Genomic DNA, 25,099 nt, shown 5'->3' with positions numbered 1-25,099 from the left:
TAGCGGGATAAAAAGAAAGCCCGGAATACATCCGGACTTTCATTATCTGTTCAATACTTCAATGTACGAAGCATTTCCAGTTGTTCTTAAAGCGGAGCGGAAATTATTATTTTCTAACGCCTTAGCAACTTGTTGTAACTGCTGTGCATCATCATGATGAATAAGTAAGCTGTCAGCACCGCTTTCCTCTATATGAATGTGTTCGACATTTCCGATTGCATCATGTACAGCTTTTAAAAATTCAGGTTTCATATTGTCCTCCTATATGTATGTAACGTTGTAATTTAGTATTTCCTTATTTATGAAATATAAAAGTAAATGAAAGGAGAAATAAAAATGAATATAAAGCAGTTTAATGAACATATAACATCACTATTTGGAGAGCATCTTCATAAATATGGCGATGATGAATATGGTTTTACTTATATAAGTAAAGATGAATTTCACAAAATCGGTTACACAACAAATTTAACGTTAGAAACTATTGAAGAAGCGTATCGAAATGGAGTCGATATGATAGTTACACATCATGCGCCGTGGAGTTTTTTATTTGGTATGGAAGAGGCTTGTATTGAGAAATTGAAGCAATATGAAATGAATCATTTTTGGATTCATTTGCCGTTAGATTTTGTAAAGTTTGGCACGTGTACATCGTTATTTAACGAAATTGGGATAGATACAATACTGGAATATTCAACCTATGAGGAAGAAGAACTACCGGGAATAGGAGAATATAAAGAAGCGATTCCTTTTTCAAACTTAGTTGGAAAACTTGAAGAAAAAATGGAAGAGAAAGTGAAGAGCTGGAGAAATCACGATAAACCAGTAAAACGGATTGCGATCTTAACCGGTGCAGGAAACAATACAAATTTGATTGAACGTGCATTAGAAAAAGGATGTGACACGTACATAACAGGTGAAAAAACATTATATACAGTGCAACATGCGAAATTTAAAGGAATTAATTTAATTGTAGGCAGTCATACGTTTACAGAAGTGTTTGGTGTAGAAAGTTTGGTTCTTAAGTTAAAAGAAAGAGATAATTCAATAGAAATTACTAGATTAAATGAAGATCATTTGGAGTGAAGAAATCACATCGCATTACCATAAATGGAATGAACTTTATGATGGAATATTGAAGGAATCAGCTGAAATGAAATAAAATTATTTTTTGTTATATTAAGATTTTTAGGAGGAATTCCTTTATGTTTGTCAAATAATAGTAAAGTTGTCTTTTGAATTAAGGAAATATTCGGAGTTGAAGGGTGAGAGAATGGACATTTCAATAATCACTGCACAACTAGTTAAGGAAAAAGTTATTTCACATTATCCAAATAGCGTAAAAGCATTAAACGGGGGAACGACAAGTACTATATATTTGTTAGATGAACAATACGTTATAAAGTTGAATGAATCGGATGTCATACGTGAAGAAGCTTATTTTCTTCAGTTTTATAAAAAGGACGAATTATTTCCAAAGCTTTTATATAAGGAACCTTTAAATCGCTATATTGTTTACTCATTCCTTGAGGGCACAACTTCTTGCAAACTAGGCCATAAACGGAGTGTTCTTAGTAAACTTGTAAAGGAAGTTATCAATAAGTATGAAGTAGCTACAGAGATTGATGGCTGGGGGTGGAAAGAAAACCCAGTTCAATCTTGGAATGAATTTTTAACGACAAATGTGATGGAAGCTCATGAAAATGTAAGACGTTACATAAGTGAGGAAGAGTATAGAACGGTTTTTAAGTTAGCAAATAGTCCAAGTAGGGGGACTGGAATAAATCAGCCATTTTTATTGCATGGTGATCTTGGATTTCATAATTTTATATTTCAAGGGAATAAACTGCACGGTGTAATTGATCCTTTACCAGTGTTAGGAGATCCTATATATGATTTGATTTATGCGTTCTGTTCAACCCCGGAAGATTTAACAAAAGAAACAATCGATTATGCGATGAAACAATGTGTATTTTATAAAAAAGACCGTGATTTATATGAAGAAATAGTCATAGGATTATATTTGCGTATAGATACATGTTTACGGCACCACCCGAAAGATTTAGAAGATTATTTAGCAGCTTGGCGTTATTGGATGGACGAGGTTGAGGTGACTTTATAGTACAAATATTTTTGGGGAGATAGTGAGATGAATGTTGCAGAAGCCAAAAAGGATTTACTGTAATTCCATTGTCAGTTACAGTTGTTTATTTACTTACTTTTATAAGTTTATTAATTGAAAATAAAAAAGTAGATTATTATCAACAAAAATCAGTTTAATAAAAATATAGGGATAGGGGGAATTATGATGAAAAATTACGTTTGTACAACGTGCGGTGTGCAGTATGCAGCGAGTGTAGAGGAACCGGTGAGTTGTCATATTTGTGATGAAGAGAGGCAATATGTGAATCCGAAAGGGCAGTCTTGGACGACTTTAGAAAATTTGCAAACAGATGATACATATAAAAATGAAATAATCGAAGAGGAAAATGGACTTTATAGTATTACGACAAAACCAGGATTTGCGATCGGTCAAACGGCATTTATAGTGAAAACAGAGTCATATCGTTTACTATGGGACTGCATTACGTATTTAGATGAAACGACAATTGCGAAAATAAAAGAGCTTGGTGGATTAGATGCGATTGCATTGTCTCATCCTCATTATTATTCAACGCAAGTAGAATGGGCAGAGACATTTGATGTACCAATTTATATACACGAAGATGATAAAGAATGGGTGATGCGCCCAAGTAGTCGTATTATTTATTGGTCTGGTGAGTCTTTACAATTAGCGGATGGGATTACTGTACATCGTCTTGGAGGACATTTTAGTGGTGGTTCTGTATTGCATTGGGAAGAAGGTAATGATGGAAAAGGGATTTTGTTAACAGGTGATATTATTCAAGTTGTAGCGGATGAGCGGTGGGTAAGTTTTATGTATAGCTATCCAAACTTAATTCCATTACCAGCGAGAAAAGTGGAAGAAATGGTGAACCGAGTGAAGCCGTTACAGTTTAATCGTTTATACAATGCTTTTCATCGAGTAGTAAAAGAAAATGCAGATGAGGCAGTTGAACGTTCTGCTGAAAGATATATAAAAGCAATAGAAGGAAAGTTGTTTCATACGTAAAAGGAGAGTAGCTTAATGAAAACGTTAGTATGCTTTGGAGATAGTATTACAGCTGATGAAACATTTTTTGATGGAATGCCGAGATTAACACCACGTTTGCAAGAGATGTTTCCGAAGTGGAAAGTAGTGAATGCAGGTGTTCCAGGGGATAATACATTCGATGCGTTAAATAGGATTGAAGAAGATGTAATATCATATAAACCAGATTTCGTAACAGTTTTTCTTGGTACGAATGATGCAGTTTCTTTTTCTCAAGTGTCATTACAAGCATATAAAGAAAACTTAGAGAAGATTGTGAACCATATTTCATCAGATAAAGTACTACTGATTAGTCCTGCACCAGTTGATGAAGAAAGACAGCGTAATAGAACAAATAGAGTGCTTGGTCAGTATGCAGACGTGGTGGAGAAAGTGGCGAGGGAAACAGGAAGTTATTTTCTAAACGTATTCGCTGAAATGATTCAAGAACGGGATTATAAAAGATTTGTAGAAAATGGTGAAAAAGATGGATTACACTTTGGACCAGAAGGCTATGAGTATGTAGCGAGGTTAATTGGTGAAAAGTTAAAAGGAATTTTATAAGGAGCAAAGCACTTAGTGTTTTGCTTTTTCTTGTTTTTTTGCAGTCTATAAACTTATTCACCGCTGTAATTTGCACAGATATTTTGTTTTTTTTTATGCGTAAAAGGTTAGCTCTGTTTTAAAGTAATATAAATTTATTTTTAAAAATTTATATTTCGTAGTTGAAAATCAATAAAGGTGTAACTATAATAGTTACAGTGAGTTTGTTATTTTGAAATATACACATTGAATTACAAGAATGAAAGGAGTTTTTATGTAAATCAAAAAGTTATAAAAATCTATTAATTTTTATAATAAGATAAAAAGCTTTTCGGTTCATACACATTATTAAATATGTTAATTCTAATAGAAAACTAGAGGTGGAAAGATGAAAAATTTTAAAGGTATGTTGATATCATCACTTGCAATTACAACTTTTGCTGGGGTAGGTACGACATTTGTAACAAATACAGTACATGCTGCCAATAACGATTCTAGTAAAATACAATTTCGTTCTAATAAGAGTATAAACACAACAACTAGCTCGAGATTGCCTGTATTATCAATCAATCCTTATGATGAACCTAGATTTTCGAGACAGGGATATCTTGAAGAGGCACCTTTAGGAATTAATGCTCCTTATGCTTGGGGAATTAAAGGAGGAGATGGTCAAGGAGCAACCTTTGTAGATTTGGAAGAAGGCTGGTTATTAAATCATGAAGATTTAGTCGGTCAAAATATTGAATTTATGTCTGGAAAAATGAGTAATGATCTTTCTCACGGTACTTCAGTTCTAGGTGTTGTTTCTGCAGCTGACAATCGGATTGGGAACATTGGGATTGCACCAAAAGCAAAGGCAAAAGTAATTTCAGTGATCCGAGATAATGGGAGAATCGATGTAAGAGATGCTATTTTAAGTGCCGTAGATTCTTTACAGGCTGGAGATGTTTTATTAATAGAGGAATCCTTTAAATATGATGGATATGGAGATGACCCTTTACCAGTAGAAGTATACCCGAGTATATTTAACGCAATTCGCAAAGGTACAGATAAGGGCATTATTATTGTAGAAGCAGCTGGTAATGGTGGGATTGATTTAGATGAATTTAAAGACCGTAATGGTAAACAGATTTTAAATCGAAATAGTCCAGACTTTAAAGATTCAGGAGCTATTATAGTTGGAGCATCTACTGCAAGAGTTCCTCATAAACGTTTAGGTTTCTCTAACTATGGTAGTAGAATTGATGTATATGGTTGGGGAGAGTATGTTGACACATTAGATACATATCAAAATCAAAATAGTAAAGGACAAAAAGTTACAGATCAGAGTATAATGAATCGTTATACTTCTAATTTCCGTGGTACTTCTAGCGCTTCGCCTATAATCGCTGGGGCTGCTGTATCAATTCAAGGGATTGCTAAAGAACATTTAGGTAAGGCATATACACCAAAAGAATTGAGAGCAATTTTAAGTAATCCTAATACAGGCACAAAGTCTAATGACCCATCATCTGATAAAATAGGGGTTTTACCAGATTTAAAAGCGATTTTGTCTAACCTTGGTTTTCATAGTGATTTGACTACCAATGATTCTATGGTATTTCCAGATAACGTAGAAAAAAATGAAGGAAAAGAAAATTCAACTTTCGTATTTCCAGGTGAAGAAACAAAAAAAACAGGGGATAAAAATTCAACTGTAACATTCCCAGAAGAAGATTTAAAACAGGAGGAAAAAGAAGAGGGATTAATTGTTTTTCCTGATTAATAAAAAAATACTACCTTCCATTTGGAGGTAGTATTTTTTATTTCTTGTCATTAACAAGCAGGCATGAAATTTGTATTTGTTTATCTTTCATAATGAACTTAACCACAAAGTTGAATGTTTGACTGTTAATTAACTTTTTCGTCTCAATCAATTACATGAATCAATCTAGAAATGCTTGCTGCAATGCTTTCAGTCCATCGCTGTATATACCATGAAACAGATTTATTGCCTCTTCATCACTAACCGCAACAGGAGTGAACGTACCAGACCACTCTACTAACGATGTGTTACTTTCAGTACCTTCTTTAACTTGGATTGTAGATAAATAATTAGTGACCGGGAACGGTGCATTCATGATTGAATACGTGTAGTAGCGTTCCTTATCATTGAATACTTCTAAGCGTTCTATAATTGTTTCACCATCTGGATTAGCTAGATGACGTACACGACCGCCTTCAGTTAATTTACTGCTAGGTATATAAGGTAACCAGTCTGGAAGGGAGTTGAAACCTCCGATTAATTGCCATACTTGTTCAGTTGATCCGAAAATTTCCATAGATATAGTAGTATATGCCATGTTCATTACGCTCCTTTTCATCCCGGTATTTACGGGTAAATAATCAGTAGAGAATAAATCGCCCCACTGATTAAAGTTTCACTTTATAGGTCCATAACTTATAGTGAGAACGAATTTTATCGTGGATTTTTTATTTAATATATAATTATAAAGTTAAAACTATATACTTTTAATAATTAAATTATATAATAAATATAGAAACGAAAATTTATGAGCAAGGAAGTTGAAAAATATGACATTAACAATGGGCTTTATTGGATTTGGAAAGTCAGCTAACCGCTATCACTTACCTTATGTAAACACGCGTAATAATATAAAAATAAAAACGATTTTTGTACGTCAAATAAATGAAAAATTAGCGGCTCCATATAAGGGAAAAGGTGTTTACTTCACTACTGATTTGGACGAATTGTTGAATGACAAGGAAATTCAAGTGGTGACGGTCTGTACGCCAGCACATACGCATTACGAATTAGCGAAAAAAGTTATACTTGCTGGAAAATCAGTTATCGTTGAAAAACCATTTTGCGATACAGTGGAACATGCGAAAGAATTATTAGCTTTAGGACGAGAAAAAGGTGTAGTAGTTATGCCTTATCAAAACCGCCGTTTTGATGGTGATTTTTTAGCTGTGAAGCAAGTAATTGAACAAGGATTCCTTGGTGATATTATTGAGATTGAATCACATATTGATTATTTCCGTCCTGGTTCAATCACTCATGAAGCTCCAAAAGAAGAAGGTTCATTTTACAGTTTAGGTATTCATACGATGGACCGTATGATTTCACTATTCGGCCGTCCAGATACGGTGACATACGATATTCGTAATAATGAAATGGAAGGTGCGGTTGATAACTATTTCGATGTTGGTTTACATTACGGAAATCAGTTGAAGATTAAGCTGAAAACGAACCATGTCGTAGCAAAAGATTATCCACGCTTTATCGTTCATGGAACAAACGGATCATTTATTAAATATGGTGAAGATCAGCAGGAAAATGATTTGAAAGCGGGTGTTATGCCTGAGAGTGCAGGATTTGGTGAAGATTCACCGATGTACTATGGAGTTGCTAAGTATCGTAATGCAAATGGTGACTGGATTGAAAAACAAATTAAAACGCCACTTGGTGATTACGGTCGTTTCTATGATGCCGCGTATGAAACAATTATAAATGGTGCACCAAAACTTGTGAAAGACGAAGAAGCGGTAACGAATATTGAAATCTTAGAAAATGGATTTGCTGCCCCATCACCTTCAGTTTACAAACTTGAGGCTTTACATTTGAATGAATAGAAGAGAGTTTGCAGTATAAAGGAGGTATGAAAATGGCAAGCGGATCAACACAAGTAAAATACCTCGGCATTTATCAAAAGATTAAACAGCAAATTTTAGATGGTGAATATAAAATCAACGAAAAAATTCCGAGTAGCCCCGTCCTTGCTGAAGAATTTGGTGTTTCAGCCCTTACTATTAAGAAAGCGCTGGATCTATTAGTTAGAGATGGCTACATCATCCGCCGGCGCGGAAGTGGAACAGTGGTGCAAGATTGGCGTCAACAGGAAAAGGCACGAATGATTCAAACTTTAACGGGTACGAAAGCTGTATACGGCAGTGAGGTAGAAAGTAAAATTATCGAGTTTGCGATTGTTGGGGCTGATGAAGTAGTTGCTGAGAAATTGGGAGTTTCAATCGGTGATTTCGTCTATAAAATCATTCGCCTCCGCATCATTCACAGCATTCCGACGATTATGGAGCATACATGGATGCCAATTTCGGTTATCCCAGGTGTTGAGGTTTCTGTTTTAGAGGAGTCGATATACTCACATATTCAAAATAAACTTGGTCTTGAAGTAGGGACATCTGTTGTCAGGGTTAAAGGAATTCGCCCAGATGATAGGGAAAAGCAGTTTATGAACTTAACAAATCAGGATTTCCTAATGCGAGTTGAACAAGTAGCTTATTTAACGGATGGACGAACTTTTGAATATTCTTATGCAGATCATCTACCCGAAACCTTTGAGTTTGAAACAGTCATTACTGCAAAAAATTATAAAGAGATATAAAAATCGGTTGAGGCAAGTATTGTCTCAACTGCTCCCATTATACGTTAATAGAATGAATCCAAGACTTAACATTTGATTTATAGAACTGTAAAGTTTAAAATTACAGTATAGTTTTTAGAAGTGAGTTGTTATCGTCTGTAAAATGTAGATAAATTAAATATTCTCGAATAAATAATATTGCTTGTATTTGATTCTAAACTGTAATTTTTTTTAATACATTTCAATAACCGATGTTTAAAATGTACGTTTCATAACATTAAAGGAGTGAGTTAAATATGGTAATTCTATATACAACAGCAAGCTGTGCCTCATGCCGAAAAGCGAAAGCATGGCTTGAAGAGCATCAAATTGATTATATTGAAAAAAACATCGTATCAAATTCTATGACAGTTGATGAGCTTAAATCAATTCTTCGTTTAACTGAAGAGGGGGCTACTGAAATTATTTCAACTAGATCCAAAACTTTTCAGGACTTAAATATAAATATTGATGAGCTCTCGCTAAATGAATTTTATACATTAATAATTGAGCATCCACTAATGTTACGACGCCCAATTATGCTGGACGAGAAAAGATTGCAGATTGGTTTTAATGAGGAAGAAATTCGTAAATTTTTACCACGTAGCGTTCGAACGTTTTTGAACATTGAATTGCAAAAATTGGCCAATTAATAAGTAGTATTTTTAGAAAAAGTTTTTTGAAAGGAGGAAGCAGAAGATGATTGAAGTATGTGTTACAGTTAATTATAATGATAGAAATTATCAAACAAATGTTATTGTGAGTAAAGATACGATTTGGACAAAAATTAAACAGTTGGCAGAAGAACAAGTGAAGAAACAGTGGAGTGTTTAATTTTATTTTCAACTTAAAAAGCTAAATGAAGTTATCAGATATAGGTGGGACCGGATAGAATATAAGAGAATTAATTTTTTATGGCAAGAAGTATTCTATATGTTTTAACGTTCTAACCTATCTGTAATATTTATGGCTACAGTTAATATATGAGAAACAATATTTTTGATCGTAGGAGGAAAATCATGAACAGCGACTTTACCTTGGCCATACACAGTTTAACTTATTTAGCTTTACAGCCAGATCGGATGTCAACAAGTAATGCTATTTCAGAAAGTGCAGGTGTACATCCAGTACGCATTCGCAAAGTACTAAGTTTGTTAAAAAAACATAAGTTTATACAATCGAAAGAGGGGACTGGTGGCGGTTTTATTTTCGCTCGCGATTTAGATGAAATTAATCTTTGGCATATTTATCAGATAACCTCTGAAGGTGCTTTGCAGCCGAAGTGTCCAGAATCAAACAATCAGTGTGTTGTAGGTTCGAACATGCGAAAAGTTCTTTTCGCTATTTTCTTAGGTGCTGAAGAGCATCTAGGTGAATACTTAAAGAATTATACAATGAAAGAAGTTGTTGACCTTATCAATCAAGAGCGTTAAGCGGCTTAATTATTATATAGCCGTGAGTTCTTAACACTTAAATGTAATGAAAAATATTACAGTATAATTGTTTTTATATCTTTTTTATTGTCACAAAAAATATTTATAGGAAGGTGAAACGGTATGATGTCAAATAATAATCATGTTTTAAAAGTAGGAGATTGGGTTCGTGGAATATCAAATGAAGGTGAATTAATAGTTGGTTATATTGTATCACTTGATGATGTAGAGGATATAGTTACAGTTAGTATTGTGAAACGTGACGGCCAGTACACAATAAACGAAGCGATTTTACTCTTTAGTAAACACGTTAACAAACTCCCTGAATCAAAGGTAATAAATAAGGAACAAATCCTTTATCTTATAGATCTTGCATTATTAACAGGGGATGAAGAATGGTTTATCGAGCTTTCTTCAAAATTAAACTCGATAAAAGAGCTAGTTAATGAGGGATTTTAAAATTTAAACTTTTGAGGGTGCACACAATCCGCCTTATGGAGAGGACACAATTACTTTTCGTATAAAAGGAAATGATGTAAAAACGATTCATTACAAACATAGAGATATTCCTGATAACGATAATTATGTAAATGAGCTGTCCATATGGGGCAGCTTTTTTGTTTTTTACTCAGTGTATCTTTTTAAAATGTATATGAATTCAATATTAATAATATATATCCTAAAATTTGGTTTTTTTATTTTGGAATTTTTTCTTTTTACCTACATTAATTATTTATTAGAATATCTTTTATGTTTAAAATGAAATTTTTTGATAAAGGGGATATAAGTATCTTTATAATGAGTAACCTAGAAAAACAATGTATTATTGTATTTTTTTACTAACTAATTCAGCTTTAAGCGATAAAAACAATGGCTACATGCTAACTGTAAAATATTATCCATATAAAAATATTCCACTTTAATATTTCTGAAAATATAAAAATATTAATTTTATAAATATACACGTTATAATGAGGGCGTCGAGAGAAATTTTATTATCTCTGGAGAAAATATAAAAAATGCGATTACTAGTAAGAAAGGTGTGTGATTAGAGGCGAAATGTATGTAATGTGCTTCAGTGGCTTGTGTAAGCAATATCATCAGTGCTACCGAAGTTATGAAGGTAATGTATAGAATTGAGAAAGAAATGCCTCGCAAATGAAGAGAGGCCGGTTTAGCTAAAATTACTGTTAAAAGTAAAAAAGAGAAACCATTAAAGTAATACACTGTTATTAGAAATGTTGCAACGTATTTATGAAGTCTATTCTATATTGTTCTCTTAAGAGGTCTTTATATAAAGAGCGGATATTACGAGTAAACTTTTTTGTGAACGCTAACAATTATATTAGGACGCTAACTAGCGAATGTTTCAATTTGGATTCATTATGATGAAGGACATACAAAGTGGGGCAACTTGTAAGGAATTCATTTTCCGAAAAGGGAATATTTGTTAGGTGCAAAGAGAGATGCAGGAATAGATACAAGGGGGAGTTATTATATGAACGGGAATACTGCAAAGAAAATAGAAGTTCAAGCTGAAAATACCGCACGAAAAAATGAGCAATATGCAGATCCGAAAAAGTGGCATAAGCAGGATACTACATGGGCACTCAGTCTATTTGGAACTGCAATTGGAGCAGGGGTGCTCTTTTTACCGATTAATGCAGGTTCAGGTGGTTTATTATCTTTACTACTAATTACATTACTTGCATATCCAGTTATGTATTACTCACATAGGGCGCTTGCTAAAATGATATACGCTTCTAATTCTGCTGATGAGGGGATCACAGGTACAATTAGAGAGTATTTCGGAAATAAAGCGAGTATCATTTTTAACATCGTATATTTCGGTTCAATTTATACAATCGTACTAATGTATTCGGTTGCGCTTACAAACACTGCAAGTAGTTTTATCGTGCATCAATTGCACATGCCAGAACCTCCAAGAGCTATTTTATCACTTGTATTAGTTCTTGGTCTTATCGCTATACTGAATTTTGGTCAAGATATTACTGTAAAGGTAATGAGTATGTTAGTGTATCCTTTCATAGTTTCTTTACTTTTTATCGCAATATCTTTAATTCCACAGTGGAATACGTCAATGCTTAGTTTTTCAGCTGTTTCAACTGCTTCAACAGGAACAGGCTATTTTGGAACGATATTGATGATTCTACCAATCATCGTATTCTCATTTAATCATTCACCTATGATTTCATCATTTGTTGTGAAACAGAGAGCTACGTATGGAATCGAAGCCACTGATGCTAAATGTGCGCAAATACAAAAGGTTTGTTATATCATGACATTCGCTGTTGTTATGTTCTTCGTTTGGAGTAGCGCATTGAGCTTGACTCCAGATGATATAAAAATGGCAAAAGAACAAAACTTATCAATTCTTTCATATCTTGCTAATGAGCTTAATTCGCCTGTAATCACTATTGCAGCTCCAATTATTGCTTTTGTGGCTATTACAAAGTCTTTCCTTGGCCATTATATCGGAGCATTTGAAGTAATGCGTGACATGATTATTAAGTTCGGTAAATCACGTGGAAAAGATATTGAAGAAAAAACAATTAAGACAGTAATCCTTACTTTTGTTGTATTATCATGCTGGTTTGTTGCTTATACAAATCCAAGTATTCTTGGACTTATTGATTCTCTAAGCGGTCCATTAGTTGCTGCTATCTTATGTCTATTACCGATGTATGCGATTCAAAAAGTTCCAGTACTAGCTAAATACAAAGGGAAAATGAGTAACGTATTTGTTATTATTGTAGGTGTACTTACTGTCTTAGCAAGTATTAAATCATTATTCTAATTCACTACTGTTGGTTTTAGTATCAAAATAGTTGGATCTGAGAAAAGAAGGAGCAAGTTTTGAATAGTTTTTTTCAAAACTTGCTCTTAAAATATTCTAATGAATTAATTTTACAAATAAGTTTATTCATATTAGTCATCTAGCATTTTGGTTATATACTCATCCAATATTATCAAGACCTAAATCGAGAAATTTTAAATATCAAGCGCCTAACGTATTATATATCCCTAATATGTTAGGCGCTTTTATTTTGGATAATAAATTTTGAACCTGAATTTGAATAGTATCTCTATTTGATGCTTATTTAATATTGTAAAATTTGTATTGAAAATTCGAGGTTTTAAAAGTACCATATACATATTCAAACATTTGAAGATGTATATGGTACTTTTGAAAATTGAGGAAAAGTAACGGAGGGATTTCAATGGGAAACGAAATGCAACAATTTAAAGCAGATTTCTTTAAAGCCTTAGCACACCCTTTGCGAATAGGTATCTTAGAATTATTGTCAGAAGGTGAAAAAAGCGTAAACGAAATTCAAGATATTCTAAATAAGGAAGGTTCAGCTGTTTCTCAGCAATTAAGTGTACTACGTTCAAAAAACATTGTTGTTGGTAGAAAAGATGGAAAAAGAGTTTTATATTCTTTACGAGACCCTATTATTGTGGATTTATTGGTGGTTGCACGGAAGATTTTTAACAACCATTTAATCGATACGATTTCAATGTTAGAAGAGCTAGATGGAGCAGAAACTGAAATGATGGCTAAGGAGGGATAGGTTGAGTATTGAGGTTAAGAAAGAAGATATCATCCAACATGGGATTGAAACATTTCGCTCATTAGGAGCTCATTACGTTTGTGAAGTTTGTATAAAAAGTGGAAATTCTTGTTGTTTTTCATGCCAACATTTACAAGATGGAGTTGGATGTCGAAAAAGAAATACTGCTTGTACAGCTTGGTTATGTGGAATTCAAGGTTTTTTATTTGATCAAATAGGATTACTGGATGAATGGAATCGTTTTTGGAGTGAAATTCCAGGACAAATGTTTCGTAGAGATATTACTCCAGATAAGGTAAGGATTAGATCGTTTATTGATACGAAGAAGCTAGATAGTCGAGCCGGAGAACGTCTAGCAGAAAGATTGAAATCCTATGTACAACAAGGTGGAGATATAGGTGAATTGGAGTGTCATTTAAGTAAAACATATAGTAAATATTAGGATGGTTTTTCTTTTTGTGAAAAGGACAATTTTCTGTATAAGGGACCGAGAAATACATTTGTAATCCAGAACTATTAAAAATAGAAAAGAAGGGTTTGTAATGAGAAAGTTATTTACAGGAAGGTTTGAAGGATATTCATTAGCACATTTTCAAAAGGATCTTCTTTCAGGAATGATTGTTGGAGTTGTTGCGATTCCACTTGCTATGTCTTTTGCTATTGCCTCTGGTGTTAAGCCAGAGTATGGGATTTATACAACCTGTATTGCTGGAATACTCATTTCACTGTTTGGTGGTTCGAAGTATCAAATTGGAGGACCTACAGGTGCTTTTGTTCCGATTCTTTTAGGAGTTGTAATTACCTATGGATACGAAAATTTACTACTCGCGGGTTTGTTAGCTGGAATTATTTTATGTCTTATGGGAATCTTCAAGCTAGGCTCTTTAATTAAGTTTATTCCACGTCCTGTAACAATTGGTTTTACTTCAGGTATTGCTGTTATTATTTTTACGGGACAAATTGCTAGTTTTTTAGGTTTAACAGGTATAAAAAAGCATGAGGAATTTCTAGCGAATTTGAAGGAACTCTTCACTCATATCAGTACTACCAATTTTTATAGTGTTATAACTGCTTTGATTTGCTTTTTTGTTATACTCATAACACCAAAGATTTTACCAAAAGTGCCTGGTTCATTAGTAGGTGTTGTTATTTCAACTGTAATTGCAACTGTATTTTTCTCAGGTTATGTACCTACTATTGGTACAGCATATGGTACGATTCCAAATACACTTCCTCAGTTTGATATACCAGAAATCACATTAGAACGTATAAAGCAGTTAATTGGTCCTGCATTTGTTATTGCGATGCTCGGTGGAATTGAATCACTTTTATCCGCTGTCGTGGCAGATGGTATGACAAATAGTAAACACAACAGTAACAAAGAGCTTATCGGTCAGGGGATTGCCAATATTGTTACCCCGTTATTTGGCGGAATTCCGGCAACTGGAGCGATTGCACGTACAGCAACTAATATTAAGAGTGGAGCTGTATCTCCGATGGCGGGTGTTATTCACGGAGGATTTGTGTTATTTACACTTCTACTGTTAGCGCCATATGCTTCACATATTCCACTTGCTAGTATGGCCCCGATTTTAATGGTGGTAGCTTGGAATATGAGCGAGCAGAAACATTTTTATCACATACTTAAAATGAAGACGGGAGATTCTCTTGTATTATTGGTAACATTTTTACTTACTGTATTTACTAGTTTAACAACAGCTGTAGAGATTGGTCTTATATTAGCTATTATTTTGTTTACAAAACGTATGAGTAATATGCTTGTCATATCAAAAGTGCTTCCTGATCATACAAAAAGAAATGAAAAATTGCTACCACATGTGGTAAATAAAGCTCATGATTGCCCACAAATTAGCATTTATACAATAGAAGGGCCATTATTTTTTGGGGCTGCTCAAACATTTGAACAAAATATTTTAGCGACTATTCATTATAAACCTAATGTTTTAATTTTACGTATGGGAAAAGTTCCTTTTATTGATACCACAGGAGAGTCTTACTTTAGGAATATTGTTCAGCACTTCAAAAAACAAGGTGGCGTACTTCTTATTTCTGGAATTCAATCAGAGCTAAAAGCCAATCTAGATAAGAATGGATTGTACGCTGAGATTGGGGAAGAAAACTTTTTTAATCATACCGGAGAAGCAATTAATTGTGCTTTAGGACATCTGAATACAAAAAAATGTATAGGGTGTAAGCATTTTGCTTTTCATGAATGTACAGGGCTTTCTCAGCAATCTCAGGAAATCAATACAATAAAGAATAAAGAAAATGCATTAGATTTTTAAAAATTTCACTTCACATACAAAGTTTGTTTGAGTTAATCTACTTTTTTAATCATTTTATTAAAAAAGTAGAGAAGAAGAAAGTTTGCTTTGGAGAATGTGGAGAAGATTTTTTACAAGGTGTGAACAAGTAGTTTTTTTATACATTCAACAAATAAGTATCAAACAGCAAGAAGAGAATATTTTCCGTACATTTAAACGAAAAACGGAAATTAAAAATAATATTTATTTAATAGAATAAACGAAAACGAGTGGAGGAAATAAAAATATGCCTAATTTACCAAATTGTCCAAAATGTAATTCAGAATACACTTACGAAGATGGGAATCTTTTTGTTTGTCCAGAATGTGCTCATGAGTGGACTTTAGAATTAGAAGCTGAAAATAGTGAAGATACAAAGGTAATTAAAGATGCAAATGGAAATATTTTAAACGATGGTGATTCTGTAACAGTAATTAAAGATCTTAAAGTAAAAGGAACTTCATCAGTTGTAAAAATTGGTACAAAAGTAAAGAGTATCCGATTAGTTGATGGAGATCATGATATTGATTGTAAAATTGATGGTTTTGGAGCTATGAAATTAAAATCTGAATTCGTTAAAAAGGTATAAATACAAATTTTGTTACATCAAAATTAGTTTGAAGTTAATGAATATACACTGTTTTTCAGCTGTACCCCGTGCCCGACAACTTAAGAATTTCGAATTACCCCGAAATGATAAAATGAACTTTTTGGTTATGATTCAGCAGATTTTTTTTGAGTACCATGAAATTTTAGCTTGCTAGCGATATAGTACTGCCGAAATATTTGAAATAGCTATAAGACTATTCTTTCGATGGTATGATGAAAGATGTGGAAAAGGAATAGGTCTCAATCAGACCTCAATATTAATCTTCACCATTAGCAACAAAAAACCACCTCTCATAAAGGTGGTTTTTCAGTATTAATATATTTTAATTAATCACGTCTAAATGGACCTTTTGGAGCAATTAGCTCTAAATTAGTACCATCTGGATCACGGAAGTAGGCAACGCCTGTGCCAAATCCAGATTTCTAGCCGTCTTCTTGAAAGATAATTGGTTCGTCATCTGGGTACTATCCTATGCCCATCAAGCTAACAAAATGGATTGCCTCTGAAACAAAAATGATTTTTATTACTATAAAAAACGTAAAGTATCTGTTTTTAGAAAAAATTAATTTTTATAAATTGATGGAGATATAACTCAATTCTTTTATATATGTAGTTAAATATGATTGTCAGAATGAACTTAAAGTAATTATGATTTCTAGAAATGCGAACTGATGTTTTGAATTGGTTTAAAGTTGCTGGAACAAAATAAAACCAATTGAGCAAAAAAACTTGCAAAAATAAAAAGAGAGATGTATATTAATTGATGTATCAATAATTGATACATCAATTAATATTTTAACAAGAAAGAAAAGGAACATTTTATGAAGGAAATGTTCGTAAATATCAGTGGAGAAGAACGAAAAATACTTATTCATGTTCTATTACAGATGCAAAAAAATGTAGAGAATATTAAAGAATAGAGAGTGTAGGGGGCAGAATAGTGTGGAAATAATCGCAGCTATTTTAGTCGGGATCGTAGCATTAGAACATTTGTTTATCATGATCCTTGAAATGTTTTTTATTGATTCAAAAGTAGCGAAACGTGCTTTCAAATTACCGAAGCATTTAGAAGGAGATCGAAACGTAGCCATTATGTTTGCAAACCAAGGTTTATATAATGGATTTTTAGCGGCTGGTCTCATTTGGGGACTTGTACTTGGGCTCAATCCAATTGGTTATATGGTCCAATTATTTTTCGTGATTTGTGTGGTGATAGCAGCTATTTTCGGAGGTTTCACATCTAATAAATCGATTATTGTGAAACAAGGATTTCCAGCTGTTTTAGCACTGGTTGCCCTTTTATGTATGATATAGAATCAAAGTTTCTCAATAAAAGAACTCATTTTTGAAAAGAATACGCTATTCTTTCTTTAGAATTATAGGAAAGGATGGCGTTTTTGTATGTCTATTTCTATACGTAGTGAATTATAACTATTCCCTCAAGGGACTCAACTGCTTTTCAGCTTTTGGATATACTTTCATCCATCTTTGTTTCCTCCTATTGTTGGATAGTGTAATAATTGATAAAAATTTTGATGAAATTGGATTATAACGATTGATCAAAAAAGTTAGTGATTAAAAATATTATTCTTTAGTACATACATTTTTAAGATGTTAAATATATTTCATAATAGTCTCTGTAAGATAGGGATAAGTAGAATAGTACTTTTTATAACTTTGAATGTCATTCATAATAGCACCAGTAAGAAGAAAACAAGCTTTACGGTACTACTAGTTATCAAAGATGTTACAGTAGTTTATTTAGAATCAGTGTGATTAAAAGGTTGTATTATATGGCCTAATAATTTCGAAAAAATGTCGGTGTGGCATAAAACAATTATGGAGGTTAAAGATATGAGTACTTCAAATTTGAATGAAATAAGTAAACAAATTTTAAAAGAGGAGGAAACACTTCAATTTTCCTCTTTTACAAATGAAGATGCCTTGCAACTAGGTTTATTTATCGTTGAAACAGCAAAGCAAGAGGGGAAATTGATTGCTGTTGATATAACGAAAAATGGTGTGCAATTATTTCATTTCAAGATGACAGGGACAAATGAGGAAAATACGAAATGGATTGAGCGTAAAAAACGAGTCGTTTCCCTGCATGATCGTAGCTCGTATTATATGCAGATACAAAGTGAAATAACTGGGGTCTCCTATAATGAAAAATATCTTTTAGATACTTCAGAATACGCTGCGTTTGGTGGATGTTTTCCTATCAGAATAAAAAACGTAGGGGTTATTGGAATGATAACAGTTTCAGGATTACCACCAGAAGAAGATCACGAATTGGTAATAAGGGCAGTTAAAAATCATTTGAAGCAATAGTAAAAATAAATGTGATGGTTAAGTAAAAGCCAAGAATGAACATATTATTGTTCGTTTTTGGCTTTTTATTATTTTTTCTTATAGTCGGCTAAGAGGGTTCTTTTACAGGTAGTACTTAATTTTGCAATGTTCTTTAAATTGCATCGTTTTGTTCGAGTGAGCGAAATTGCTGTAATTGAAGATGCTCTAAATTAATGTGAAATTTGGTGATTAAAGTAGCTACATTTCATATTTGTGTAAATATGAAACAAGCAGGATACATGAATAGAGAATGGGTAAAATAGTACCGAATGATGATTAGATTTTATGAATGATGTTATAAGGCTTTTTTTAGGAAAACTGAAGGAAGCAGTGTGTTTAGATTTAGAATGACTGGCAATGGGTGCTAGGAAGTTCAATGATTCAAAAATGAACTCATTTAAACGCATACTATCTTCGAGATGTATCATTTTGAAGAATATTAAAACTTAGGAGGAACGGAATTATGACAAAAGATTTCTATACTGCACTGAAAGAAAGACGTACTTACTATGGGATTAATAAAGAGGTACAAGTATCGGATGAAAAAATTAAAGAAATCGTGGAGTTTGCTGTGAAATATACTCCATCCGCTTTCAATTCTCAAACTGCACGATTAGTTGTATTATTTGGTGAAGCTCATGATAAATTATGGGATATTACCACTGAAACATTAAGAAAAGTAGTTGGAGATGGAGACTTTTCAGGAACGCAACAAAAAATGGATTCTTTTAAAGCTGGTTATGGAACAGTATTATTCTTTGAAGATGAGGCTATCGTTAAATCGCTTCAAGAAAAGTTTGCTGCATATGCTGAAAACTTCCCAATTTGGTCACACCAAGCATCAGGTATGCACCAATTAGTCGTGTGGACAGGTTTAGAAGCAGAGGGATTAGGGGCATCATTACAACATTATAATCCATTAATTGACGATGAGGTAAAACAAGAATGGAATGTCCCTGCTAATTGGAAACTAATTGCACAAATGCCATTTGGTAATCCAACAGCTGCACCAGGTGAAAAAGAATTCCAACCACTTGAAGAGCGTGTGAAATTTCATAAGTAATATTCGAATGTAATAAAATAGAAATTTAATCAGTGGTGGTCTTACTGTCCGCAAATAGCAGGGGAAGCTAACTGTATTGTAAAAATAAAACTGTTTATTAATAAAAAAGCTTATTCGTTTTTTTTATTAATCGAGTATGTATGAATAAAAGATTTTAAAACACTATTTTAATCTGTAAGGGAACAAGGTGATCGTTTTGATCACCTTGCTTTATTTCTTACATTTTATTTATTAAAAAACGCTAGCTTTTCATAAATGCTTGAAAAATTAGCGTTTTAATAATAGGTATCTGTAATTTGATTACTTAAAACTATATACGAAAAAGCTTTTATGTTATTCCTCAAGTTCTATCCATTCCTGTGACCATTCTTCTATTCCGCGAATAATAGCTTCTAAAGCAAATCCTTTTTGAGTTAAAGAATATTCTATACGAACTGGTGTCTCAGGAAAGACTTTACGTTCGACAATTCCTTCTAGTTCTAATTCTTTCAATCTTTCTGAAAGTAATCTTCCGCTAACAGGAAGAGAAGATTCAAGTGTACAAAAGCGCTGAGATCCAGAAAAAAGTTGGTAAATAATTAGTGCTGTCCATCGTTGACTAAAAAATTTCATTCCTTTTTCAAAGCGAGGGCATAATGTAGAATCATTCATTTTCCTTCACCTCCTAAAATAAATTATATAACATCTTACTATTAGTAACAAATGTTTTTATAATTAATTACTTGACGTAAATTGATTACGAATGTATACTCACTTACATAAAGTAACTAAGTTGTTTTATGTAACTAAAACTCTTTTCTTTAAATGGCCAAAGTTGTAATGATACATATTGCATATAAGCTGAGAGAAAAAAGAATAGCATCTGTAAAAACACTTACGTTGTGTAAGTTAAACAATAAAAAATATAACAATGGAAGAGAATTTTAGAGATTCTCTATACTAGGAGGTACCTAATGGTTACAACAGATACAATTCATATGTTAGAAGATAAAATTCAATTTATACATCAAGATGGAAAGGATATTTATTTAGTAGGCCCTATCAAATTGCCAATTAATTTATATGGGGAGACTAAAGTTTTTCAATGGTATTCTTGGTTACAATGTAGTGAGGTTACAAATAGTGTAGAAGGAATTATCGAAAAACTCTCATCTATTAATTTAGCTGATATGCAGCAATCTAGTGTACTTGTATATGGTGATTTTGAGAATTCTGAAGATGCCCTAATTCGTATGCATAGTATTTGTCACACCGGTGATATCTTTGGTAGTAAACGTTGTGACTGTGGATTCCAATTAAAGCAGTCTTTACAAATGATTACAGAACATGGTTCAGGTGCTTTATTTTACTTAGCGAATCATGAAGGAAGAGGAATTGGCTTGTTTAGTAAAGCTATGACGTACCTCTTGCAAGAAAATGGGTTAGATACAGTAGAAGCTAATCTGAACCTAGGTTTTGAAGATGATGTTCGAAACTATGATGATACAATTGAAGTATTAAAAGCGCTACGCTCAAAACCTGTAAAACTTATTACAAATAATCCGAAAAAATTAGAAGCGTTACAAAAAGCTGGATTAAATGTTACGAGTCGTGAACCGTTATGGGGTGATGTCTCAGAGTTTAATGAGAAATATTTGCAAACGAAGATTCAGCGTTCTGGACATTTTGAAGGGGGACACTTACATGCTTGAGCATGAATTGTATATGAAGCTAGCACTAGAAAATGCCAAGGCTATGAAGGGACAAACGACTCCAAATCCATTGGTTGGATCTGTAATTGTAAATGATAATCGAATTGTAGGGGTCGGAGCACATATGAAGGCCGGAGAACCACATGCCGAAATACATGCGATACGTATGGCTGGAGAACAGGCACGTGGTGGTACAATTTATGTAACTCTTGAACCTTGTTCTCATCATGGTAGAACAGGGCCTTGTGCTGAAGCAATTGTACAAGCAGGAATTAAGAAGGTAGTAGTTGCTACACTTGATCCAAACCCGCTTGTTTCTGGACGTGGAATTAAAATTCTACAAGATGCAGGTATTGAAGTACTTGTAGGAGTGTGTGAAGAAGAATCTAAAAAAATGAATGAAGTCTTTAATAAATATATTTTGACAAAGCGCCCATTTGTAACGATTAAATCAGGAGTTACATTAGATGGGAAAATCGCTACGTCTTTATCGGATAGTAAGTGGATTACATCTACAGAAGCAAGACAAGAAGTACACCAAATACGAAACGAAAATGCGGCTATTTTAGTAGGAGCGAATACTGTTCAAAAGGATAATCCATCATTGACAACGCGTATTCCAAATGGCCGAAATCCAATTCGAGTAATATTGGACTCGACATTACGCATACCGATGGAAGCTAACGTTGTTACAGATAGAGAAGCTCCTACCTGGATATTTACAACAAGTAATCATGCAGAGGAAAAAAAGAAAGCATTAGAAAATGCAGGAGTTAAAGTATTTGTTACTAGCGGAGAAAAGCATATAAACTTACATGAAATGCTTGATGTTTTAGGACAAAAAGGAGTTTCCTCCCTGCTTATTGAAGGTGGTGGAGAAGTAAATGCTTCGTTTATTGAAAATAAACTAATGGATAAAATTATTTTATATTTCGCACCTAAAATTATTGGAGGTAGATTGGCGCCTAGTTTTGTAGAGGGGACTGGTATTACTAAAATGAAAGATGCAATTGAATTTAAGGATATATCATTTACCCAGATTGGAAAAGATTATAGATTTATTGGCTATCCAGCATATCGGAAAGATGAGCAATAAGGGGAATAAAAACTACTTATATGTTCCGATAAATGGATTGCAGAAAGGAGCGATGAAGAGTGAAATTTGGATTTGATATCGATGATACACTAATTGATTTAAGGCAGCATGCTTTTCATTTATATAATAAGAAATTAAACAAAAAAGTAGGGTTGGATGTATTCCATTCTTTAAAAACAATTGAAATTCATGAAGCATTTGGCATGACTTCCGAGGAAGGCGGTCATATGTGGAATAGTTTGCTGGATGAGATTTATTATACTTCTTGTTCACCGTTTCCGTATGCTGTAGAGACATTGCAAGAATTAGAAAGACAGGGACATGAAATTTACTATATAACGGCGCGACCTAAAGAGCATGGAGAGCAAACAAAAAAATGGTTAATAGAAAAAGGATTTCCGGTACATGAAGATCGCTTTTTCTATGGAATGAAGGATGAAGAAAAAATACACTTTATACAAGAAATAAAATTAAACTATTTCTTTGATGATAAGCCGGCTGTTTTAGAAACGTTAATAGGAAAACCGATAAATGTATATGCAAAAACTACTTCTTACAATCAATATCTCAATATCCCGCGTATTACAAATTGGATGGAGTTAGGAGATATTATAAAGAAAGATATGTGAGGATTTAAATGGAAAATCAAATAGAGCCAAGAGCATATTGAGTATTACAATTTTAGAGGAAAGACATACGTATTATGTCTTTCCTTATTTTTTAATATTATCGTTTTTATTAGTGTGATGTGCTAGGAGTACTTCTAATAGAGGGGGAATAGAAAAATGAGCAATAAGAAAAATATTTTTAAGCTAGTCTTGTATGGAAGCGTAATTTATATATCATACCAGTGATGGTTTTCCCTGGTGCCACAGTATATGCGGATATTTTGGGTAAGAAGTTCAAGAATTAATGAGATGTGTTCATGATCATGAATTTTTGGAAAACGAAAATTACAATGTTAGGTTATTTTGAATCAGTAGTGGACGATATGCAAAATTACATATTACAAAATAAACATCGTAATTTTTGGATTCTTGGTATAAAATACATTACTTAAACTATATATTAGAATGGAGAAAGTGAATTGGAATTATTAAGAAACAGTAAGATTGGTACAAAACTAAACATATTAATAACTATATCAAGTATTGCATGTATAGTATTATCCCTAATAGGGTTTTGGGGGTTAGAAAGAGGGAAAAGTACTTCCTCTAATATGTATGAGGATAATTTACTGCCAATTGAGTGGATTGGAATTGTAGAATCTAATTTTTATCACGTTAATATGAACTTTATGGAAATAATGTTATCAAAAGATGAAAAAAGAATGAACGAATTAATAAGAGAAATGGATGGGATTCGTAAGGAAAATGATCATCTTTTAAAGCAGTTTGAGGCTAAACTTATTTCTACTAAAGAAAAAGAATTATATAACACGTTTCATGAAACATTTAATGAATTAAGGACTCAAATGAAGAAAGCACAAGAATTAGGGAAGTCTAATAATGAGGAAGCATATGCATATTATCTAAAAGAGATTGAACCTAATATGCAAAAATCAATAAAATCAATTCGTGAATTGATTTTATATAATAGTAATAATGCAGAGCTTTTACAAAAGGAAAATAATAATAGTGCTCAAAATACAATGATAATGTTTGTTAGTATTTCGATTTTAGCAATTTTAATAATTATATTAATTGGATATGTTATTAAATTAACTATCCGAAAACCACTTGCATTACTACAAAATGATATGGAAAAAGTAGCAGCTGGAGATTTAACAACACGTACTCCTTATAAAGCAAATAATGAATTAGGGCATATTGTTCAGTCTTTTAATAGTATGTTAGATAACCTTCAACAATTAATTGCGAATGTTAAGATGACAACACAAGAGGTTATTTTTACTACGGAGGGCGTATTACAAGATACAAATCGAGCGTCTAGTATTTCAAATGAGGTTGTACAGACTGTTTTAGAAGTAAAAACAAAAATAGAAGGACAGGTAACTAGTATTCAGGAGAGCTCATCCTCAATGGAAGAAATTACAACCGGGGTGCAAACTGTAGCTGAATCTTCAGCAGTAGTCGCTGAGGTAGCAGTAACGACTACAGAACGAATAAATATCGGTAGTGAAGTGATAAATCACTCTATTCTTCAAATGAATAGTGTGCATGATGTTGTCGAGGAAACATCAAAAGTAATAAATAAACTTGTTACACGTACACAACAGATTGATACAGCTCTCGCTGCAATTACTAATATTGCCGAACAAACGAATCTTCTTGCCTTAAATGCCGCTATTGAAGCGGCACGTGCTGGAGAGAATGGGAAAGGATTTGCAGTGGTTGCCGCAGAAGTTCGAGACTTGGCTGAGCAATCTAAAGAATCTGCAAAAGAAGTTAATCATTTAATAAAATCCATTCAAAAAGATACCCAAGATACAGTTAATGTCATGCAAAAAGGACAACAAAAGGCAGTAGAAGGAAAAGAAGCTGCTTACAAAGCGAATCAAACCTTCTTGTCTATTATGAGAGATATTGATAAGATTACAGGTCAAATTCAAGAAGTATCCGCAGCGACAGAAGAGATGTCTGCTGGTACAGAAGAAGTAAATGCTTCTCTTTCGCTAGTTTCTGAAACTGCAACGGATGTGAAAAAGGAGACTCTTCAAACTGTAAATTCAATTCAATCACAGGCCGTATCAATTGAACAAATATCAATCCAATCCAACAAAATGAAAGAAAAGGTGGAAGAATTAACGGAATTGGTTTCAAAATTTAATATTACAGAACAAAAAGAATAAGTAA

The 25,099-nt window shown here is 33.0% G+C and carries 27 protein-coding genes and 3 pseudogenes; 26 read left to right on the top strand and 4 right to left on the bottom strand.

The genetic code is table 11. The annotated features are described in order from the left end of the window. Positions 1-42: 42 nt before the first annotated feature. The gene (locus BHV55_RS16905) at positions 43-252 is read right to left on the bottom strand and encodes a hypothetical protein (protein ID WP_000801651.1); all 210 of its coding nucleotides are present in this window, start codon (positions 250-252) and stop codon (positions 43-45) included. Positions 253-336: 84 nt separating this feature from the next. Here BHV55_RS16905 and BHV55_RS16900 point away from each other — a divergent pair, with 84 nt between their 5' ends. From BHV55_RS16900 to BHV55_RS16880, 6 genes and pseudogenes are all read left to right on the top strand, one after another. Then, positions 337-1,086 carry a Nif3-like dinuclear metal center hexameric protein gene (locus BHV55_RS16900; protein WP_016118346.1) on the top strand — a complete coding sequence of 250 codons (750 nt, stop codon included), beginning with the start codon at positions 337-339 and terminating at the stop codon, positions 1,084-1,086. A 187-nt stretch (positions 1,087-1,273) separates the two neighbouring features. Then, positions 1,274-2,122 (top strand): phosphotransferase, encoded by an 849-nt coding sequence (locus BHV55_RS16895; protein ID WP_070756816.1) that lies wholly within the window; start codon positions 1,274-1,276, stop codon positions 2,120-2,122. 41 nt (positions 2,123-2,163) lie between these two features. Further along, a pseudogene (locus tag BHV55_RS27915) lies at positions 2,164-2,280 on the top strand (DUF7010 family protein); the annotation flags it as partial. Positions 2,281-2,305: 25 nt separating this feature from the next. Continuing rightward, on the top strand, positions 2,306-3,133 hold the full coding sequence (locus BHV55_RS16890; protein ID WP_001986571.1) for an MBL fold metallo-hydrolase: 828 nt from the start codon (positions 2,306-2,308) through the stop codon (positions 3,131-3,133). Positions 3,134-3,148: 15 nt separating this feature from the next. Continuing rightward, the gene (locus tag BHV55_RS16885) at positions 3,149-3,715 is read left to right on the top strand and encodes an SGNH/GDSL hydrolase family protein (protein ID WP_000855202.1); all 567 of its coding nucleotides are present in this window, start codon (positions 3,149-3,151) and stop codon (positions 3,713-3,715) included. 367 nt (positions 3,716-4,082) lie between these two features. Then, positions 4,083-5,459: a S8 family peptidase gene (locus tag BHV55_RS16880; RefSeq protein ID WP_000787686.1), complete on the top strand. Its 1,377-nt coding sequence runs from the start codon at positions 4,083-4,085 to the stop codon at positions 5,457-5,459. A gap of 160 nt (positions 5,460-5,619) precedes the next feature. Here the strand turns inward: BHV55_RS16880 and BHV55_RS16875 are convergent, their stop codons facing one another. Beyond that, positions 5,620-6,036 (bottom strand): SRPBCC family protein, encoded by a 417-nt coding sequence (locus BHV55_RS16875; RefSeq protein WP_000332044.1) that lies wholly within the window; start codon positions 6,034-6,036, stop codon positions 5,620-5,622. 232 nt (positions 6,037-6,268) lie between these two features. On the opposite strand from BHV55_RS16875, the gene BHV55_RS16870 reads away from it, so the two are divergent. From BHV55_RS16870 to BHV55_RS16815, 12 genes and pseudogenes are all read left to right on the top strand, one after another. Then, positions 6,269-7,330 (top strand): oxidoreductase, encoded by a 1,062-nt coding sequence (locus BHV55_RS16870; RefSeq protein WP_000176647.1) that lies wholly within the window; start codon positions 6,269-6,271, stop codon positions 7,328-7,330. A 32-nt stretch (positions 7,331-7,362) separates the two neighbouring features. Then, positions 7,363-8,100 (top strand): GntR family transcriptional regulator, encoded by a 738-nt coding sequence (locus BHV55_RS16865; protein ID WP_065703585.1) that lies wholly within the window; start codon positions 7,363-7,365, stop codon positions 8,098-8,100. A 275-nt stretch (positions 8,101-8,375) separates the two neighbouring features. Then, positions 8,376-8,771 carry a transcriptional regulator SpxA gene (spxA, locus tag BHV55_RS16860; RefSeq protein WP_000236189.1) on the top strand — a complete coding sequence of 132 codons (396 nt, stop codon included), beginning with the start codon at positions 8,376-8,378 and terminating at the stop codon, positions 8,769-8,771. Between the two features lie 46 nt (positions 8,772-8,817). Continuing rightward, on the top strand, positions 8,818-8,952 hold the full coding sequence (locus BHV55_RS16855) for a BA3454 family stress response protein (protein ID WP_000573532.1): 135 nt from the start codon (positions 8,818-8,820) through the stop codon (positions 8,950-8,952). A gap of 185 nt (positions 8,953-9,137) precedes the next feature. Continuing rightward, the gene (gene saiR / locus BHV55_RS16850) at positions 9,138-9,551 is read left to right on the top strand and encodes an Rrf2-family transcriptional regulator SaiR (RefSeq protein ID WP_001083465.1); all 414 of its coding nucleotides are present in this window, start codon (positions 9,138-9,140) and stop codon (positions 9,549-9,551) included. A gap of 123 nt (positions 9,552-9,674) precedes the next feature. Further along, positions 9,675-10,010 carry an IDEAL domain-containing protein gene (locus BHV55_RS16845; RefSeq protein WP_000987462.1) on the top strand — a complete coding sequence of 112 codons (336 nt, stop codon included), beginning with the start codon at positions 9,675-9,677 and terminating at the stop codon, positions 10,008-10,010. Positions 10,011-10,017: 7 nt separating this feature from the next. Beyond that, positions 10,018-10,131: pseudogene (locus tag BHV55_RS27560) on the top strand (DUF3888 domain-containing protein); the annotation flags it as partial. Between the two features lie 918 nt (positions 10,132-11,049). Next, complete coding sequence (locus BHV55_RS16835; protein ID WP_001014190.1) at positions 11,050-12,369, top strand: aromatic amino acid transport family protein; 1,320 nt, start codon at positions 11,050-11,052, stop codon at positions 12,367-12,369. Between the two features lie 424 nt (positions 12,370-12,793). Next, positions 12,794-13,147 carry an ArsR/SmtB family transcription factor gene (locus BHV55_RS16830; RefSeq protein WP_065703588.1) on the top strand — a complete coding sequence of 118 codons (354 nt, stop codon included), beginning with the start codon at positions 12,794-12,796 and terminating at the stop codon, positions 13,145-13,147. A 1-nt stretch (position 13,148) separates the two neighbouring features. Further along, positions 13,149-13,589 carry a hypothetical protein gene (locus tag BHV55_RS16825; RefSeq protein WP_000021461.1) on the top strand — a complete coding sequence of 147 codons (441 nt, stop codon included), beginning with the start codon at positions 13,149-13,151 and terminating at the stop codon, positions 13,587-13,589. A gap of 100 nt (positions 13,590-13,689) precedes the next feature. Next, the gene (locus BHV55_RS16820; protein ID WP_070756814.1) at positions 13,690-15,453 is read left to right on the top strand and encodes a SulP family inorganic anion transporter; all 1,764 of its coding nucleotides are present in this window, start codon (positions 13,690-13,692) and stop codon (positions 15,451-15,453) included. A 265-nt stretch (positions 15,454-15,718) separates the two neighbouring features. Next, positions 15,719-16,060: a zinc ribbon domain-containing protein YjdM gene (locus BHV55_RS16815; RefSeq protein ID WP_001133198.1), complete on the top strand. Its 342-nt coding sequence runs from the start codon at positions 15,719-15,721 to the stop codon at positions 16,058-16,060. Positions 16,061-16,407: 347 nt separating this feature from the next. On the opposite strand, the pseudogene BHV55_RS16810 reads toward BHV55_RS16815, so the two are convergent. Further along, positions 16,408-16,542 (bottom strand): annotated as a pseudogene (locus BHV55_RS16810) (VOC family protein); the annotation flags it as partial. A gap of 481 nt (positions 16,543-17,023) precedes the next feature. Here BHV55_RS16810 and BHV55_RS16805 point away from each other — a divergent pair. From BHV55_RS16805 to BHV55_RS16795, 3 genes are all read left to right on the top strand, one after another. Further along, positions 17,024-17,395: a DUF1304 domain-containing protein gene (locus BHV55_RS16805; protein ID WP_000402470.1), complete on the top strand. Its 372-nt coding sequence runs from the start codon at positions 17,024-17,026 to the stop codon at positions 17,393-17,395. 501 nt (positions 17,396-17,896) lie between these two features. Beyond that, complete coding sequence (locus BHV55_RS16800; protein ID WP_002061924.1) at positions 17,897-18,412, top strand: heme-degrading domain-containing protein; 516 nt, start codon at positions 17,897-17,899, stop codon at positions 18,410-18,412. A 484-nt stretch (positions 18,413-18,896) separates the two neighbouring features. Then, the gene (locus BHV55_RS16795; protein WP_000158938.1) at positions 18,897-19,496 is read left to right on the top strand and encodes a nitroreductase family protein; all 600 of its coding nucleotides are present in this window, start codon (positions 18,897-18,899) and stop codon (positions 19,494-19,496) included. 333 nt (positions 19,497-19,829) lie between these two features. On the opposite strand, the gene BHV55_RS16790 is transcribed toward BHV55_RS16795, so the two are convergent. Beyond that, positions 19,830-20,147 carry a winged helix-turn-helix transcriptional regulator gene (locus BHV55_RS16790; protein WP_001000104.1) on the bottom strand — a complete coding sequence of 106 codons (318 nt, stop codon included), beginning with the start codon at positions 20,145-20,147 and terminating at the stop codon, positions 19,830-19,832. Positions 20,148-20,449: 302 nt separating this feature from the next. On the opposite strand from BHV55_RS16790, the gene BHV55_RS16785 reads away from it, so the two are divergent. The 5 genes from BHV55_RS16785 to BHV55_RS16770 all read left to right on the top strand — a co-directional run bounded on the left by BHV55_RS16785 (position 20,450) and on the right by BHV55_RS16770 (position 25,095). Beyond that, a complete protein-coding gene (locus BHV55_RS16785) occupies positions 20,450-21,187 on the top strand; it encodes a GTP cyclohydrolase II (protein WP_000258865.1) in 738 nt (245 codons plus the stop codon). Further along, a complete protein-coding gene (ribD, locus tag BHV55_RS16780; RefSeq protein WP_000889429.1) occupies positions 21,180-22,283 on the top strand; it encodes a bifunctional diaminohydroxyphosphoribosylaminopyrimidine deaminase/5-amino-6-(5-phosphoribosylamino)uracil reductase RibD in 1,104 nt (367 codons plus the stop codon). Before BHV55_RS16785 ends, ribD begins: the two co-directional genes overlap by 8 nt. Positions 22,284-22,342: 59 nt before the next feature. Next, a complete protein-coding gene (locus tag BHV55_RS16775) occupies positions 22,343-22,912 on the top strand; it encodes a 5' nucleotidase, NT5C type (RefSeq protein ID WP_000668223.1) in 570 nt (189 codons plus the stop codon). A gap of 296 nt (positions 22,913-23,208) precedes the next feature. Continuing rightward, positions 23,209-23,343: a hypothetical protein gene (locus BHV55_RS27675; RefSeq protein WP_000605687.1), complete on the top strand. Its 135-nt coding sequence runs from the start codon at positions 23,209-23,211 to the stop codon at positions 23,341-23,343. A gap of 27 nt (positions 23,344-23,370) precedes the next feature. After that, positions 23,371-25,095, top strand: a complete 1,725-nt coding sequence (locus BHV55_RS16770) for a methyl-accepting chemotaxis protein (protein ID WP_000421999.1) — start codon at positions 23,371-23,373, stop codon at positions 25,093-25,095. Positions 25,096-25,099: the final 4 nt, after the last annotated feature.

The sequence above is a fragment of the Bacillus sp. RZ2MS9 genome, assembly GCF_001816185.2.
GTDB lineage: Bacteria > Bacillota > Bacilli > Bacillales > Bacillaceae_G > Bacillus_A > Bacillus_A cereus.
Note: the sequence above shows the minus strand (reverse complement) of the source record. Positions and strands in the feature narration are given on the sequence as shown.